At 38.2% G+C, this 14,152-nt stretch carries 14 protein-coding genes; all 14 read left to right on the plus strand.

Annotated elements, in window-relative coordinates; translation table 11 throughout:
* Window positions 1–8 precede the first annotated feature (8 nt).
* Entirely contained in the window at window positions 9–1,307 is a 1,299-nt protein-coding gene (gene yfmF / locus IQ10_RS13485) for an EF-P 5-aminopentanol modification-associated protein YfmF (RefSeq protein WP_144451017.1), read from the plus strand.
* Complete coding sequence (yfmH, locus tag IQ10_RS13490; protein ID WP_144451018.1) at window positions 1,304–2,599, plus strand: EF-P 5-aminopentanol modification-associated protein YfmH; 1,296 nt, start codon at window positions 1,304–1,306, stop codon at window positions 2,597–2,599. Before yfmF ends, yfmH begins: the two co-directional genes overlap by 4 nt.
* Window positions 2,600–3,328 (plus strand): elongation factor P 5-aminopentanone reductase, encoded by a 729-nt coding sequence (ymfI, locus tag IQ10_RS13495; protein ID WP_144451019.1) that lies wholly within the window; start codon window positions 2,600–2,602, stop codon window positions 3,326–3,328.
* Window positions 3,329–3,401: 73 nt separating this feature from the next.
* Window positions 3,402–3,653: a DUF3243 domain-containing protein gene (locus IQ10_RS13500; RefSeq protein WP_144451020.1), complete on the plus strand. Its 252-nt coding sequence runs from the start codon at window positions 3,402–3,404 to the stop codon at window positions 3,651–3,653.
* A gap of 346 nt (window positions 3,654–3,999) precedes the next feature.
* On the plus strand, window positions 4,000–4,773 hold the full coding sequence (locus IQ10_RS13505) for a DUF3388 domain-containing protein (protein ID WP_144451021.1): 774 nt from the start codon (window positions 4,000–4,002) through the stop codon (window positions 4,771–4,773).
* A gap of 21 nt (window positions 4,774–4,794) precedes the next feature.
* Window positions 4,795–5,691 carry a helix-turn-helix domain-containing protein gene (locus IQ10_RS13510; protein WP_144451022.1) on the plus strand — a complete coding sequence of 299 codons (897 nt, stop codon included), beginning with the start codon at window positions 4,795–4,797 and terminating at the stop codon, window positions 5,689–5,691.
* 173 nt (window positions 5,692–5,864) lie between these two features.
* Window positions 5,865–6,443, plus strand: a complete 579-nt coding sequence (gene pgsA, locus IQ10_RS13515) for a CDP-diacylglycerol--glycerol-3-phosphate 3-phosphatidyltransferase (protein WP_144451023.1) — start codon at window positions 5,865–5,867, stop codon at window positions 6,441–6,443.
* Window positions 6,444–6,458: 15 nt separating this feature from the next.
* Window positions 6,459–7,715, plus strand: coding sequence for a competence/damage-inducible protein A (locus tag IQ10_RS13520; RefSeq protein ID WP_144451024.1), 1,257 nt, complete (start codon window positions 6,459–6,461; stop codon window positions 7,713–7,715).
* The gene (locus IQ10_RS13525; protein WP_144451025.1) at window positions 7,712–9,331 is read left to right on the plus strand and encodes a DEAD/DEAH box helicase; all 1,620 of its coding nucleotides are present in this window, start codon (window positions 7,712–7,714) and stop codon (window positions 9,329–9,331) included. Before IQ10_RS13520 ends, IQ10_RS13525 begins: the two co-directional genes overlap by 4 nt.
* Before the next feature lie 267 nt (window positions 9,332–9,598).
* On the plus strand, window positions 9,599–10,648 hold the full coding sequence (gene recA / locus IQ10_RS13530; RefSeq protein WP_144451026.1) for a recombinase RecA: 1,050 nt from the start codon (window positions 9,599–9,601) through the stop codon (window positions 10,646–10,648).
* Window positions 10,649–10,716: 68 nt separating this feature from the next.
* On the plus strand, window positions 10,717–11,706 hold the full coding sequence (locus tag IQ10_RS13535) for a metallophosphoesterase family protein (RefSeq protein WP_144451027.1): 990 nt from the start codon (window positions 10,717–10,719) through the stop codon (window positions 11,704–11,706).
* The gene (locus IQ10_RS13540) at window positions 11,699–13,129 is read left to right on the plus strand and encodes an AAA family ATPase (protein ID WP_144451028.1); all 1,431 of its coding nucleotides are present in this window, start codon (window positions 11,699–11,701) and stop codon (window positions 13,127–13,129) included. Before IQ10_RS13535 ends, IQ10_RS13540 begins: the two co-directional genes overlap by 8 nt.
* Window positions 13,130–13,141: 12 nt before the next feature.
* A complete protein-coding gene (locus IQ10_RS13545; protein ID WP_367613673.1) occupies window positions 13,142–13,393 on the plus strand; it encodes a hypothetical protein in 252 nt (83 codons plus the stop codon).
* Window positions 13,383–14,054 carry an OLD family protein gene (locus IQ10_RS13550; RefSeq protein ID WP_144451029.1) on the plus strand — a complete coding sequence of 224 codons (672 nt, stop codon included), beginning with the start codon at window positions 13,383–13,385 and terminating at the stop codon, window positions 14,052–14,054. Before IQ10_RS13545 ends, IQ10_RS13550 begins: the two co-directional genes overlap by 11 nt.
* The last annotated feature ends 98 nt before the right edge of the window (window positions 14,055–14,152 follow it).

The raw sequence follows: 14,152 nt of genomic DNA on the forward strand, positions 1-14,152 counted from the left end.
AAAAGGAGATGATCGACTTGAACCAACTAGCTGAACGTATTCATACATTAAATGGTTTAACTATTCATACAGTGAAAACGGATAAATACAAAACAAATTCACTTATTTTAATGATTAAAGCACCTCTTGCAAAAGAAACAGTCGCGATACGTGCTTTACTACCACAGATTTTACAAAATGGAACAGCAAATTATTCGACCAGAAAGCAGTTACGTGAACGTCTTGATGAGTTATACGGAGCTATGCTCACGACAGATGTTCAGAAAAAGGGAGAACAGCATATCATTACGGTTCGTTTAGATGTAGCGAACGAACGGTTTTTATCAGATGCCACGCCATTATTTGAGCAAGCCTTGTCCTTATTAGCTGAAGTGCTTCTCAAGCCAAGACTTGAAGAAGGGTTTTTTGTTAAATCCGTTGTTGATAATGAAAAACGTTCCCTTATACAACGAATTCAATCGGTTTATGATGATAAAATGCGTTATGCAAATGTTCGTGTAACGGAAGAAATGTGTAAAAATGAGCCATACGCATTAACGGCGTTTGGACACGTTGAAGAAGTAGAAGAGATCACGCCAGAGCGGGTTTATCGGTTTTATGAGGAGTTATTAAAAACGAATCAATTTGATCTCTATATGGTGGGGGCCATTGATGAAGAGAAAGCCCTAAAACAAGCAACTGCTGCTTTTCAAACGCTTGCAAGTAAGCATGAATCGACAGAAATGACAAAGACGACACCTAGTCCAGAAGTAAATGAAGCGCGTATTGTTCATGAAGAGCAAGACATTAAACAAGGAAAGCTTCATATGGGATTTCGCACATATACAACGTATGCAGATGATGACTATGTTGCGATGCAGGTTTGTAATGGGCTATTTGGTGGCTTTTCTCATTCGAAATTATTTATGAATGTTCGGGAAAAAGAAAGTCTTGCTTATTATGCCGCGTCACAGCTTGAAAGTCACAAAGGTATTATGATGGTCATGTCAGGAATCGAGTTCAATAAGTATGATCGTGCAGTGGAAATTATTAAAGAGCAATTTGAAGCGATGAAAAAAGGTGATTTTTCTGATCAAGAAATCGAACAAACAAAAGCGATGCTAAAAAATCAAATTCTTGAAACAGCAGATGTTGCTAGAGGATTTGTTGAACTTGCCTATCATCAAGTTGTGAGTGGACATGAAAGAACGATGGAAGAGTGGCTTAACCAAGTGAATGTGATTACAAAGGAAGATGTCATTCGCGTTGCCAATAAAGTGAAGCTAGATACGATTTACTTTTTAAAAGGTAAGGAGGCAAACCAATGAAACCAGTTCAATTCACACAATTAGAAGAGACTCTTTATCATGAACAGCTTGAGAATGGATTAGATGTGTATATCCTACCAAAAGCAGGTTTTAATAAAACGTATGCAACATTTACGACGAAATATGGCTCTATTGATCGTCATTTTACTCCGCTAGGAAAAGAAGAAGCAATTGAAGTTCCTGACGGGATTGCTCATTTTTTAGAGCATAAAATGTTTGAGGATGAAGAGGGAGATGTCTTCCAAGATTTCAGTAAACAAGGTGCATCAGCAAATGCTTTTACTAGCTTTACGCGAACAGCTTATTTATTTTCGAGCACGTCAAATGTCCAGAAAAATTTAGAAACACTTCTTAACTTTGTTCAACATCCTTATTTTACAGATGAAAGTGTTGAGAAGGAAAAAGGAATTATTGGTCAAGAAATCACGATGTATGATGACAATCCAGATTGGCGCGTTTATTTCGGTGTCATCGAAAATATGTATAAAACTCATCCTGTTAAAATCGATATTGCTGGTACAATTGAATCGATCTCTCATATTACAAAAGATTTATTATATACGTGCTATGAAACGTTTTACCATCCTAGTAATATGCTTTTCTTCGTTGTCGGACCAGTTGATCCAGAAGCGATTATGCAACAAATAAAAGAAAATCAAGCGAGTAAAGAGTTTGCTGAACCTAAATCAATTCAACGTTTCTTTGATGAAGAACCAGATCAAGTAGCACGCGAAAAGCATGTCATTAGCATGCCTGTTCAAACTCCGAAATGTTTAATTGGAATTAAAGAAAAAGATGCTACTCGTCAAGGAAAGGATTTATTAAAAAGAGAATTGTCTATTTCGATTTTACTCGACATGATGTTTGGGCAAAGCTCTGACCATTATCAAACACTTTATGATGAGGGCCTTATCGACGATTCATTCTCCTTTGATCATTCGGCTGAAGAAGGATTTGGTTTTACAATCATCGGTGGTGACACGAAGCATCCAGATAAACTTACAGAGCGCATAAAACAAATGATCGAATCATTTAAGCAATCTCAGTTATCTGAAGAGAGTGTCCAAAGAGCAGTGAAGAAAAAAATAGGCTCGTTTTTACGTTCGCTAAATTCACCAGAGTATATTGCCAATCAGTTTACTCGTTATCAATTTAACGATATGAATTTGTTTGATGTGGTTCCGGTACTTGAGAGCTTAACGGCTACACATTTGGAAGAAGTACTAGAAGATCATTTTCAATTTGATCGCTTTACAGTGTGTCAAGTGATGAAAGAAGGGTATGAGCAATAAATGAGAAATATTTTAATAACAGGAGCATCTGGGGGGATTGGCTCGGCTATTGCACAAGAGCTAGCTTCCCCTGGTTGCTCTCTTTTTTTGCATTATTATCGAAATCATTCAGCGACCATAGAACTTGCAAAGGTTTGTGAGGAAAAGGGAGCAAAAGTGACAATGGTTTCTGCTGATTTAACGAGTGATGATGGGGATGAGAAGCTTCTTGCTACAATTCCAAATGGTATTATATTTGATGTAATCATTCATAATGCAGGAATGAGTCCTTTTGGGTTATTTACTGATATGACAAATACAGAGTTAAAAGAAGTTATGAATATTCATTTACTTAATCCAATGAAAATGACACGTACATTGCTTCCACAAATGATTAGTCGTCAGAGTGGAAAAATAGTGGTCGTTTCTTCTATTTGGGGTTTGACAGGGGCTTCCTGTGAAGTGGTTTATTCCGCCGCCAAGGGTGGTTTAAATAGCTTTGTCAAAGGACTTGCCAAAGAGCTTGCTCCGAGTAATATTCAAGTAAATGGAGTTGCACCAGGGGCGATTGAGACAGATATGTTAACGAGAAATGGAGTGGAACACCTGGCAGAGCTGGTTGAGGAAATTCCTGCGAATAACCTAGGGAAACCTCAAGATATAGCTGATGCAATTGCTTTTCTTGCCTCGCAAAAAGCAAATTATATCAATGGTCAGATTCTTTCAGTAAACGGTGCTTGGTATTGTTAAAAATTTTCTATGCATAAATTCAGCCATCTATAGAAAAAATAGATTTGAAGTACACTATCAAGGAGGAATTTACATGTCTGTACTCGAGAATTGGGAGCAATGGAAAGATTTTTTAGGTAATCGTTTAAACCAAGCACAAAATGAAGGAATGGCGCAAAATGTTGTCTCTGATGTTGCTTATCAAGTTGGTGAATATCTGTCGCAGCAAGTTGAACCTAAAAATGAACAAGAACGTGTCTTAGCTGAATTATGGAGTGTTGCTGATGAGCAAGAGCAGCATGCCATCGCCAATATGATGGTCAAACTTGTTCAAAATCAAGGGTAATCGATTAAGAAAAAACGTCGCAAAAGCGACGTTTTTTCTTGACTATGCTAGTTGTTATTTATTTTTTAATGACATATGTCAAATGAAATTGACTCACTAATAATTACTTTTCACTATTTACGATATAAATGTTAAAATGAATAATAAAATCCAATAAAAGTGATTAGTATTTAGAGGGAGCTAGTTGAATATAACCATCTTTTATTCTAAACCAATTTATTCCGACAAAGTTCTTTCATTTGTGAATAAAATCAATTATCATAAAAGGAAGCGAGTACGTTAAAGTATAACAATGAGCTTCTTTTTCACCGACTTTTTTCTAACATAGTAGTAAAGGGTGACGCAAATGGAAATGAAAGAATGGTATTTTGAATATCAAATACATAATAACAGACCAGGACTTCTTGGCGATATTTCATCTTTACTAGGGATGTTAGCTATTAATATAATCACCATAAATGGCGTTGATGATATGAGACGTGGAATGTTAATTCGCAGTGATAGCGATGATCAAGTTGCTAGGTTCAGGGCTATTGTTGATATCATTGAAGACATTACGGTAACAAAATTTAGAGAGCCAAGGCTTCGTGATCGACTTGCTGTTCGTCATGGACAATACATTCAACGAGACGCAGATGATCGAAAAACATTCCGTTTTGTTCGTACAGAATTAGGACTACTTGTTGATTTTATGGCAGAACTTTTTAAAAGGGACGGGCATTATCTTGTCGGAATTCGTGGGATGCCACGTGTTGGGAAGACAGAATCGATAGTTGCGGCAAGTGTATGTGCAAATAAAAGGTGGTCCTTTATTTCTTCTACATTGCTTCGTCAAACTGTAAGAAGTCAATTGGCAGATGATGAGTTGAGTGAAGACCATATTTTTATTATTGATGGCATTGTAACGACCATGCGGTCAACAGAGAAACATCGTACACTTGTACGTGATATTATGAGAATACCAGCTGTAAAAGTAGTGGAGCATCCAGATATTTTTGTCCGTGAAACAGAATATGAATTAGATGATTTTGATTGTATTATTGAACTTAGAAATGAAGATAGTGAAGAGATTACGTACGAAGTTGTGGAATCGGGTTTTTCCTCCTTTGATATAAGCTAAACGTGTAGGTAGGTGTTAGGATTGTCAGAATTAGGTCAATATTTAAAGGAAGTACGTGAGCAGAAGCAGATCTCTCTAGATGACCTTCAACGAACAACAAAGATTCAGAAGCGCTATTTAATTGCGATTGAAGAGGGACGATTGGATACATTACCAGGATTATTTTATGCAAGAGCGTTTGTGAAAACATATGCTGAAGCGATTGGACTTGATCCTGAGCCATTGTTTGATCAATATCGAAACGAATTGCCGAATCCTCAACGAGAAGCAGTAACATTACCTTCTCGTTCTGAACGATCAAAAACAGCGGAAGCTCCTAAGAAGAGAACAAAAGGAAATTCTGTTGTTTCAACTCTTATTGCGATCGTATTTATTGCTGTTGTTGTATTCGCGATTTGGTTAATAGCACAGAGTAGAGGCGGCTCAGATGATCAAGCTGTTTCTCCAGATACGACTGAAAGTGTAGAAGAGGCAGAGTTTTCTGAGGATGCTGGAATTAGTCCTGAAGAAGAGGAAGCGAGAGATCAAATAGAAGAGCCAGCACCTGAAGCTGAGCCACAACCTGAAGTTGAACCAGAGCCGGAGACTGAGGTGACATTTACTTTTGTTGAGAGTTCTGGTAATACATCTTATTTTCAATTAGAAAATGGTCAGTTGGATGATGTGCGTATTGAGTTAACGGGTAGCTCTTATCTTGATGTAAAAAATGCATCAGGTCGTACATTCTACAGTGGACAACCAATAGCAGGTGAGGAAATTGTATTAGAAGATCTGGTTGCTGAAGAACACGTGATTTTTAATTTTGGTGCTTCTCAAAATGTAAATCTGTTTATTGCGGGAGAACAAGTAGAATTCCCTCTCGATGAGGTTCATCAGAAGATTGATATTACCGTTACAAGTGACACAGCTTCAGAGTAAAAGCATCCAAAATGGGTGCTTTTTTTCTTCACTAAATAAATTGGATGAATTTATCATTAAAAGGGCCATTGTGTTACAATATGCTTAAATATCGTTTATAATAGCAATGCAGCGCTTTATGTCAATATGTAGGATGGCTGTTATAATCATTGTTGTGAAAGAAGGGAACGTCTTTGAATTTACCTAATAAAATCACGATTTCACGAATTTTTTTAATTCCGTTATTTATGCTTTTTTTACTTGCTCCATTACCCTTTGGAGATATTAATTTTTTAGGAACTACTTTGCCACTTGCGCATTTGATTGCTGCTCTGATTTTCATTGTCGCTTCAGCAACTGATTGGCTTGACGGATACTATGCCCGCAAATTGAATTTAGTAACAAATTTTGGAAAGTTTTTAGATCCGCTTGCTGACAAACTATTGATTACTGCCGCACTTATTGCTTTAGTTGAATTGCAGCTTCTTCCAGCTTGGATGGCAATCGTGATTATTAGCCGTGAATTTGCGGTGACAGGTATCCGCTTAGTGGCATCGGCAGAAGGTGAAGTTATAGCAGCAAGTCAATTAGGGAAATTAAAAACAGTGACCCAAATTGTCGCTATTTCTGCTTTGATGTTACATAATTGGCCCTTCCAAGCTTTCTCCTTACCATTTGATATGATTGCCATTTGGGTGGCGACGTTTTTAACAATCATTTCTGGTGTCGATTATTTTAAGAAAAACCAACATATTCTCCTTAAATCGAAATAGTGGAAGGTTGATCATATGAATGCTGAAATTATTTCTGTAGGATCTGAATTATTACTCGGTCAAATTGTAAACACAAATGCTACGTTTCTTTCAAAAGAGCTTGCAGAGCTTGGGATTGATGTTTATTATCAAACGACTGTTGGTGATAATGAACAACGGTTGTATGAAACGCTAAAGCAAGCTCACAGTCGAGCTGATTTGTTGATTATAACAGGTGGGCTTGGTCCAACGAAGGATGATTTAACGAAAGAGACTGTCGCTTTATTTGTTGGAGAAGAATTAACATACCACGAGGAATCGTTGCGTAGTATTGAAGGTTATTTTCAAAGACGTAAAAGGGAAATGACTCCAAACAATCGTAAGCAGGCGTTAATTGTGAGGGGAAGTACAGCTTTGTCTAATCATTTTGGGATGGCTCCTGGAATGGTTGTTTCTTATGAGAATAAAGCAATTGTGCTTTTACCTGGGCCTCCTAAAGAAATGAAACCAATGTTTAAAAACGAACTTGTTCCTCATTTAACTAAGCTTCTTGGAGAGCAAGTATCCTCGATTACTTCTCGTGTTCTACGTTTTTTTAATATTGGAGAATCCCAGTTAGAAACAGAACTTATGGACATTCTTGAGGCACAGTCAAATCCGACCATTGCCCCATTGGCAAGTGATGGCGAAGTTACATTAAGATTAACGGTGAAGCATCCAAGTGAAGCAGAACGTTTAAGACTATTAGATGAAACAGAGGAACAAATAACAAAGCGAGTTGGAGCGTATTTGTATGGATACGGAGAAACTACTCTCTTTGAGCAACTCTTTTTGCAATTACGCCAAAAAGGCTGTACGATAGCAACAGCAGAAAGTTTTACAGGTGGAAAATTCTCAGCAGCATTAACTTCATTTTCGGGATCCTCAGAAATCTTTCGAGGTGGGACCGTTTCCTATGCGACTGATGTGAAGGAAAAAGTCCTTGGTGTGTCGAAAAGAGTGATTGACGAATATGGAGTCATTAGTCATCATTGTGCGAATGAAATGGCAACATGTGCGAAAGAAACGTATCAAGCTGATATTGCCATTAGCTTTACAGGAGTAGCTGGACCCAATCCTCAGGAGGGAAAGGAGCCAGGTACAGTCTATATAAGTATAGCTGGGTTTGCAACGTCTCCACTTAGTTTTGAGCTCTTACTCGGAGGAGGGCGTGAAGCTGTTCGAGAGCGTGCGATGAAGTATGGATGTTTCTATTTGTTGAACGAATTGAAAAGGTGGAATAAATCAGAATGACAACGTATTTTAATGATTTTCAGATTTCAGAACCAATTAAACAGGCAATTAAAGACATGGGCTTTGAAGAACCATCCCCTATTCAAGAAAAAGCAATTCCAGTGATTTTAGAGGGTGGAGATGTCATCGGACAAGCTCAAACAGGTACAGGAAAAACAGCAGCGTTTGGAATCCCTGTCGTTGATAAAGTAACATCTGATCGCTACGTGCAGGCGCTTATTTTAACGCCAACACGTGAGTTAGCTATTCAAGTTTCTGGAGAATTACAGAAACTATCTGCTCACAAAACTATACGCACATTGCCGATTTATGGTGGTCAATCGATTGGCCATCAAATTAAAGCATTGAAACAAGGAGTTCAAGTGGTGATTGGTACACCTGGGCGTATTTTAGATCACCTTCGTCGTCAAACGTTGAAGATTGATCGTGTTCACACGATTGTTCTTGATGAAGCAGACGAAATGCTTGATATGGGTTTTGTTGAAGACATTGAGTCAATTCTTCGTCAAGTGAAAGGGGAACGCCAAACGTTACTCTTTTCAGCAACAATGCCTCCTGCTATTAAGAAGCTTTCACGTAAATATATGACAGCTCCAAAAACAGTAACGATTAATAAAGGTGAAGTAACAGCTCCTTTAATTAATCAAATGTACTATAAAGTGTTAGAACGCAATAAAGTGGACTCTCTCTGTCGCATTATTGACAGTGAAGATGTTGAGTTAGGCATTTTATTTTGCCGCACGAAAAAAGGTGTAGCTGAGCTAACGGAAGCACTTCAAGCGCGTGGGTACTTAGCAGATGGATTACACGGAGATCTCACTCAATCGCAACGTGATGCTGTGATGAAAAAATTCCGTGATTCATCTATTGAGTTTCTCATTGCAACAGATGTTGCTGCACGAGGAATTGATGTTGAAAATGTGACACATGTTATTAACTATGATATTCCACAAGATCCTGAAAGTTATGTTCATCGAATTGGCCGCACAGGTCGTGCTGGTCGTAAGGGATTAGCGTTGACGCTGGTCACCCCGCGTGAAATGAAGCATCTGCGTTCAATTGAACAAGAAATTAAGATGAGTATTCCTTCTCAAGATGTACCAACAATTGAGGAGGTTGTTGAGAAGCAACATAGCTCATGGAAAAAGCTTATTTCAGATACAATTGCTGCAGGTGGAAAAGAAACGGAGTTATTCTCTCCTCTTGTGACAGAGATTCTTGCTGAACATTCTCCTGAAGAAGTCGTATCTGCATTGTTGAGAATGAATTTTTCAACGGATTCATCAACAGATGAAACTGGATATCATTTTGGTGAAACAGGTGGCGCAAAAGGAATGGTTCGTTTCTTTATTAATGTCGGTAGAAACGTGAACATGACACCAAAAATCCTAACTGAAGAAATCTCTGAGCTTGTAGGGATTCCAAGTAAATCTGTCGGTAGAATTGATATTTTTGAAAACTTTACGTTTGTTGAAGTACCTGAAGAAGTTGCTCCATTTGTCTATGAAGCATTACGCTACTCCAGAATTAACGGAGCAAGAGTAAATTTAGAACCGGCTAAACCACGCCCAAAACGCGAACGAAGAACATCAACTACACCAACAACTCGTAATTAATACCTCTTTTATTTTGTATCAAGCGGACGATTGTTCTACGATACAACATTATGAGACAGAAGGAGCTTTGACCTCAATATGGCTCCTTCTCGTCTATCTTCTATGTAATTCCCCACCTTTAACTTTCTTAATGAATCAATAACCGAATAAATGTTCGTAAAAACTATTGGCAAAAGCGATGAAACAAGGTATGATAGAGAAGAACAAAACAAAGATTCGCTTTTCCAATTCATATAAATCATTTTTAAATATAGAGGAGAGATTTTAATGAGCGATCGTAAGGCAGCTCTTGATATGGCATTGCGTCAAATCGAGAAACAATTCGGAAAAGGTTCAATCATGAAACTTGGGGAACAAACAGAGCAACGAGTTTCAACGGTTTCAAGTGGTGCACTAGCTCTTGATATTGCCCTTGGAGTTGGTGGGTATCCTAAAGGGCGTGTGATTGAAGTATACGGACCTGAATCTTCAGGTAAGACGACTGTTGCTCTTCATGCTATTGCAGAGATTCAGCGTAAAGGGGGACAAGCGGCATTTATTGATGCGGAGCATGCTCTTGACCCAGTCTATGCTCAAAAACTTGGTGTTGATATAGATGAACTCTTGCTTTCACAACCAGATACAGGAGAACAGGCACTTGAGATTGCAGAGGCATTGGTGCGCAGTGGAGCGGTTGATATGATCGTTATCGATAGTGTCGCTGCACTTGTACCGAAAGCGGAGATTGAAGGAGATATGGGGGATAGTCATGTAGGTTTACAAGCTCGTCTCATGTCACAAGCACTTCGTAAGCTCTCAGGGGCGATTAATAAATCAAAAACAATTGCGATTTTTATTAACCAAATTCGTGAAAAAGTTGGAGTTATGTTTGGGAACCCTGAAACTACACCTGGTGGTCGTGCTCTGAAGTTCTATTCTTCTGTGCGCCTAGAAGTTCGTCGTGCTGAAACGTTAAAGCAAGGGAATGACATGGTCGGAAATAAGACAAAAATTAAAGTTGTTAAAAATAAAGTAGCTCCTCCATTCAAAGTGGCTGAAGTAGACATTATGTACGGAGAAGGGATTTCACGTGAAGGCTCTATTTTAGATATTGCTTCTGAACTTGATATTGTTCAAAAGAGTGGCGCTTGGTACTCATTTAACGAGGAACGACTCGGTCAAGGACGTGAAAATTCAAAGCAGTTCCTTAAAGAAAATCCAGCTATGGCTGAAGAGATCGAAACAATGATTCGTGAACATCATGGATTGAACGGTGAGATTCTCGTAGAAGTTGCTACCTCAGAAGAAGCAGAAGAGGTTCCTTTTGACTTGAAATAATTATAGAAAATATATTGAATAAGCACCTTCTCAGGGTGCTTATTCTTTTAAGGTTATAGAGGTGTGGCATGAAGTTTTTATACGTAACGGACACTCATATCCGTGGAACAACTCCTAAAAATCGGTTGGATGTGTATGTTGATACATTAAAAGAAAAGTTAGAAGAAGTGATTCAAGTCGCTAATCAAGAACAAGTCGATGTTCTTTTACATGGTGGGGATGTTTTTGATCGGCCTGATTTATCACCAAATGTTGTTGGTCAATTTGCAAAAATTTTCATGAAAGCGAAGATGCCAATCTATGTCGTAGCTGGTAACCATGACACGTTTGGTCATAATCCTGAAACGATCTCAAGAACGATGCTTGGATTAATGGATTCGTTTGGTGTTATGAATGTGATTGAACCAGATAAGCCAGTACTTATCGAGAAAGATGGTTTACATGTACAAATTAGTGGACAACCTTACCATTATGATCTCGACCAACGTGATCCCAAGCTAGATTATTATCCAACGAATGAGACAAACGCTGATGTTCTGATTCATCTTGTTCATAGTATGTTAGTTGAAAAAGCATTACCAGAGGGTATCCCTCATACAGTCATTGATCATATTTGGGGGACGACAGCTGATATTCTCTTAACTGGTCATTTCCACGGTGGATTTGGGATTAAAGAACGAAATGGGAAATATATTTGTAACCCTGGGGCATTGGCACGAGTTAATAACCATTGGACAGAGATCAGTAGAACTCCTAAAATTATTATTGGAAAGATTGAAAGAGAAGGAATCTCTTTATATGAACAAGCGATTTCATGTGCGAAAAAGGGTGAAGACGTATTAGACCGTTCCTTCTTAGAGAAAGCTGTTCATCAAGAGGAAAAGCTTCATAGTTTTGTTCAACAAGTGAGAGAATCATCACAATTCCAAACATTAAATATGAGTGACATTATTCAAGATATCGCATCGCTAAAAAATGTTGAAGAGAAGGTTAAACATGAAGCTCTGCGAAGGATGACCTTGACTGAAGAATTATGGAAGGACGGAGACTATGACTAACATTCAAACGGTACGTCTGGAAAACTTTCAATCTCATTTTGATACGTTCGTTGAATTCACTGAAGGATTAAACGTCATAGTCGGCCAGTCGGACAGTGGAAAAACAGCCATTTTAAGAGGGATACGTTGGGCGCTATATAACCAACCTCGTGGAACAGATTTTATTCGTGTTGGAGCAGATTTTGTCCGTGTGACGGTATCATTTCATAATGGAACCAGTATTGTAAGAGAACGAACGAATTCAAAAAATCGTTATACGATACAAAGAGAGAGTCAAGAAGATCTAGTGCTTGAAGGCTTCGGAATTCATGTACCTGATGAAGTGCTCGAAGCTCATGGTATGGGACATTTGCGAATTGATCATGATAATGAACTTATGATTCATCTCTCACAGCAATTAGATGGTCCATTTTTATTAGAACAAACAAACTCTGTTCGGGCAAAAACACTTGGACGAATTAGTGGCGCTCACTTTTTAGACATGGCCATACGTGATGTGACGAAAGATGTCTCACAACTTAATCAACGTCTTAAACAAGAACAGCTAGCTATTGAGAAACTTCAAGAGGAATTGATTCCTTATTCATCCCTTAATGAGATGCAAGAGCAGCTTGATCAGACTGACAATCAAATTCAACAAATTAAGCAATTAGAAGAAAGAAAAAACAGGCTTCAATTATTGAAATTGCAAAAAGAAAGATTAGATGCAGAAGAAGAAGAAACAAAGAAAAGAAAACGGCTCGTTTCGGATGTAGATGTTTGGTCGACTAAAGTAGAGCATCTACAAGCAATCAGAAGCCGCTACATGGTCTTTGATCAAAAACAAAAGCAATATCAAGAGATGAATAAAGCAATTGTCATGTGCCAAAAATGGCTTGAAAAAACGCAACATGCGCAAGTTGCGACCAAAAAGCTTGAGTTTACAGCTGAACTTGTGACTTTGCGAGCAAAGCTTAAATCTCTTTTAAGCAAACAAGAAACAATCCAGCAAGCTTTCAAGCAAGAAGAACAAAGAATGCAGCGGTCAAGCTTTGTTGATTCAATACATGTAATAACCCTTGAAAAGATAGCAGAGAAACAACAAAAATATCAGCAATTAAAGAGAATGAAAGAACAAATCAACGCTTATATAGAGCAACGTCGCAAAGTGAGTGAGTTTACTAGTAGACTGTCGCAAGTAGATGAAACAATGCAGAGACAAGAATTGATTACAGATGCATATAAAAAAGTCACTCGTCTTCAAGCGATTCAATCGCAGTTAAAAGAGTTCGACCAAAGACTCAAAGAAGGAAAACGATTCATTCAGTTGCAATTGGAGGAACAAGAAAAAGCAGAATCAAAATGGCAGAAACGATTGCTTGCAGAAGGGACATGCCCTACATGTGGTCAATCGATTTGTATACATGAAAATGAGAAAGAGTAGGAGGGTGAGAATGTGAGTGTTGAACAACAATTAGCTCAAATGAAGAAAGCGATTGATAAAGCAAGGGATATGCGATACCGTGCTGAAGCAAAGCTTGAGGAATTAGAAAATCAGAAAAATCGTTTATTAACAGAATTAGAGGAACTCGGTGTAAAACCTGAAGAGCTTGATCAAGAAATTGAGCGACTTGAACGTGAGATACATACGTCATTAACAGAAACGTGGGAGTTGATTCCAAAGGAACTGATTGAAGATGAGAAGTAGTAGCATAAGTGATCGCATAGAGTTACTTGAACAACGTTATAAGAAGGCTCAAAATAAGTGGACAAGACTGGATGCAAAAAGAACATTGCTTGAAGAGCAACTAGGCGAAAAAACAAGGGAATTGGATTCATACTTTGAGACTGTTGATACATATGAAAAAGCGAGAGTCCTTCTCCAACAATCGGCAGAATATGCAAGAGAGCAAGCAAAGCAGCAAATTGAAACACTTGTGACGAACGCTTTGCAATACGTCTTTGGTCCGCTTTTCTCCTTTCAAATTGAGTTAGAGGAGCATGGTAATAAAGCTGTTGCTGAATTTTACGTTGTCTCAGAGTATGAAGGGGTGAAGGTGAAAACAAGACCTCAAGATTCACGAGGGGGTGGGGTTGTTGATATTGTAACACTGGCACTCCGAGTAGCTTTAATAGAAACGGTTCAACCGAAACGAACAGGTCCTCTCTTGCTTGATGAGCCTGGTAAACATGTATCAGGTGAATATGTACTCTATTTATATGAATTTCTTAAGTCACTTAGCACGATGTTTAAACGTCAGATTATCATGATCACTCATAACTATCATCTTGCTCAATCAGGTGACAAAGCTTACGATGTTACGATAAAGGATGGTATAAGTGATGTTAGTGAAATTGACAACACTTGACATTGACGAAAGCGAGCTTTAAAATTAGATAGAATGCGGTGAATTTTATGTCATATTTATTTTTTCCGCGATCATGTGTTCAAGTACTACTTGATTTA

The organism is Halalkalibacter nanhaiisediminis, from assembly GCF_007830185.1.
In the GTDB taxonomy this organism is placed as follows: Bacteria; Bacillota; Bacilli; order Bacillales; family Bacillaceae_D; genus Halalkalibacter; species Halalkalibacter nanhaiisediminis.

Bases quoted from the DNA above. Each gene is read 5' to 3' on its own strand.
- IQ10_RS13525 (WP_144451025.1), top strand. From the start codon at position 7,712: ATGACAACGTATTTTAATGATTTTCAGATTTCAGAACCAATTAAACAG.
- yfmF (WP_144451017.1), top strand. From the start codon at position 9: ATGATCGACTTGAACCAACTAGCTGAACGTATTCATACATTAAATGGT.
- yfmH (WP_144451018.1), top strand. From the start codon at position 1,304: ATGAAACCAGTTCAATTCACACAATTAGAAGAGACTCTTTATCATGAA.
- IQ10_RS13520 (WP_144451024.1), top strand. From the start codon at position 6,459: ATGAATGCTGAAATTATTTCTGTAGGATCTGAATTATTACTCGGTCAA.
- IQ10_RS13500 (WP_144451020.1), top strand. From the start codon at position 3,402: ATGTCTGTACTCGAGAATTGGGAGCAATGGAAAGATTTTTTAGGTAAT.
- recA (WP_144451026.1), top strand. From the start codon at position 9,599: ATGAGCGATCGTAAGGCAGCTCTTGATATGGCATTGCGTCAAATCGAG.
- IQ10_RS13505 (WP_144451021.1), top strand. From the start codon at position 4,000: ATGGAAATGAAAGAATGGTATTTTGAATATCAAATACATAATAACAGA.
- IQ10_RS13550 (WP_144451029.1), top strand. From the start codon at position 13,383: ATGAGAAGTAGTAGCATAAGTGATCGCATAGAGTTACTTGAACAACGT.
- IQ10_RS13535 (WP_144451027.1), top strand. From the start codon at position 10,717: ATGAAGTTTTTATACGTAACGGACACTCATATCCGTGGAACAACTCCT.
- ymfI (WP_144451019.1), top strand. From the start codon at position 2,600: ATGAGAAATATTTTAATAACAGGAGCATCTGGGGGGATTGGCTCGGCT.
- IQ10_RS13540 (WP_144451028.1), top strand. From the start codon at position 11,699: ATGACTAACATTCAAACGGTACGTCTGGAAAACTTTCAATCTCATTTT.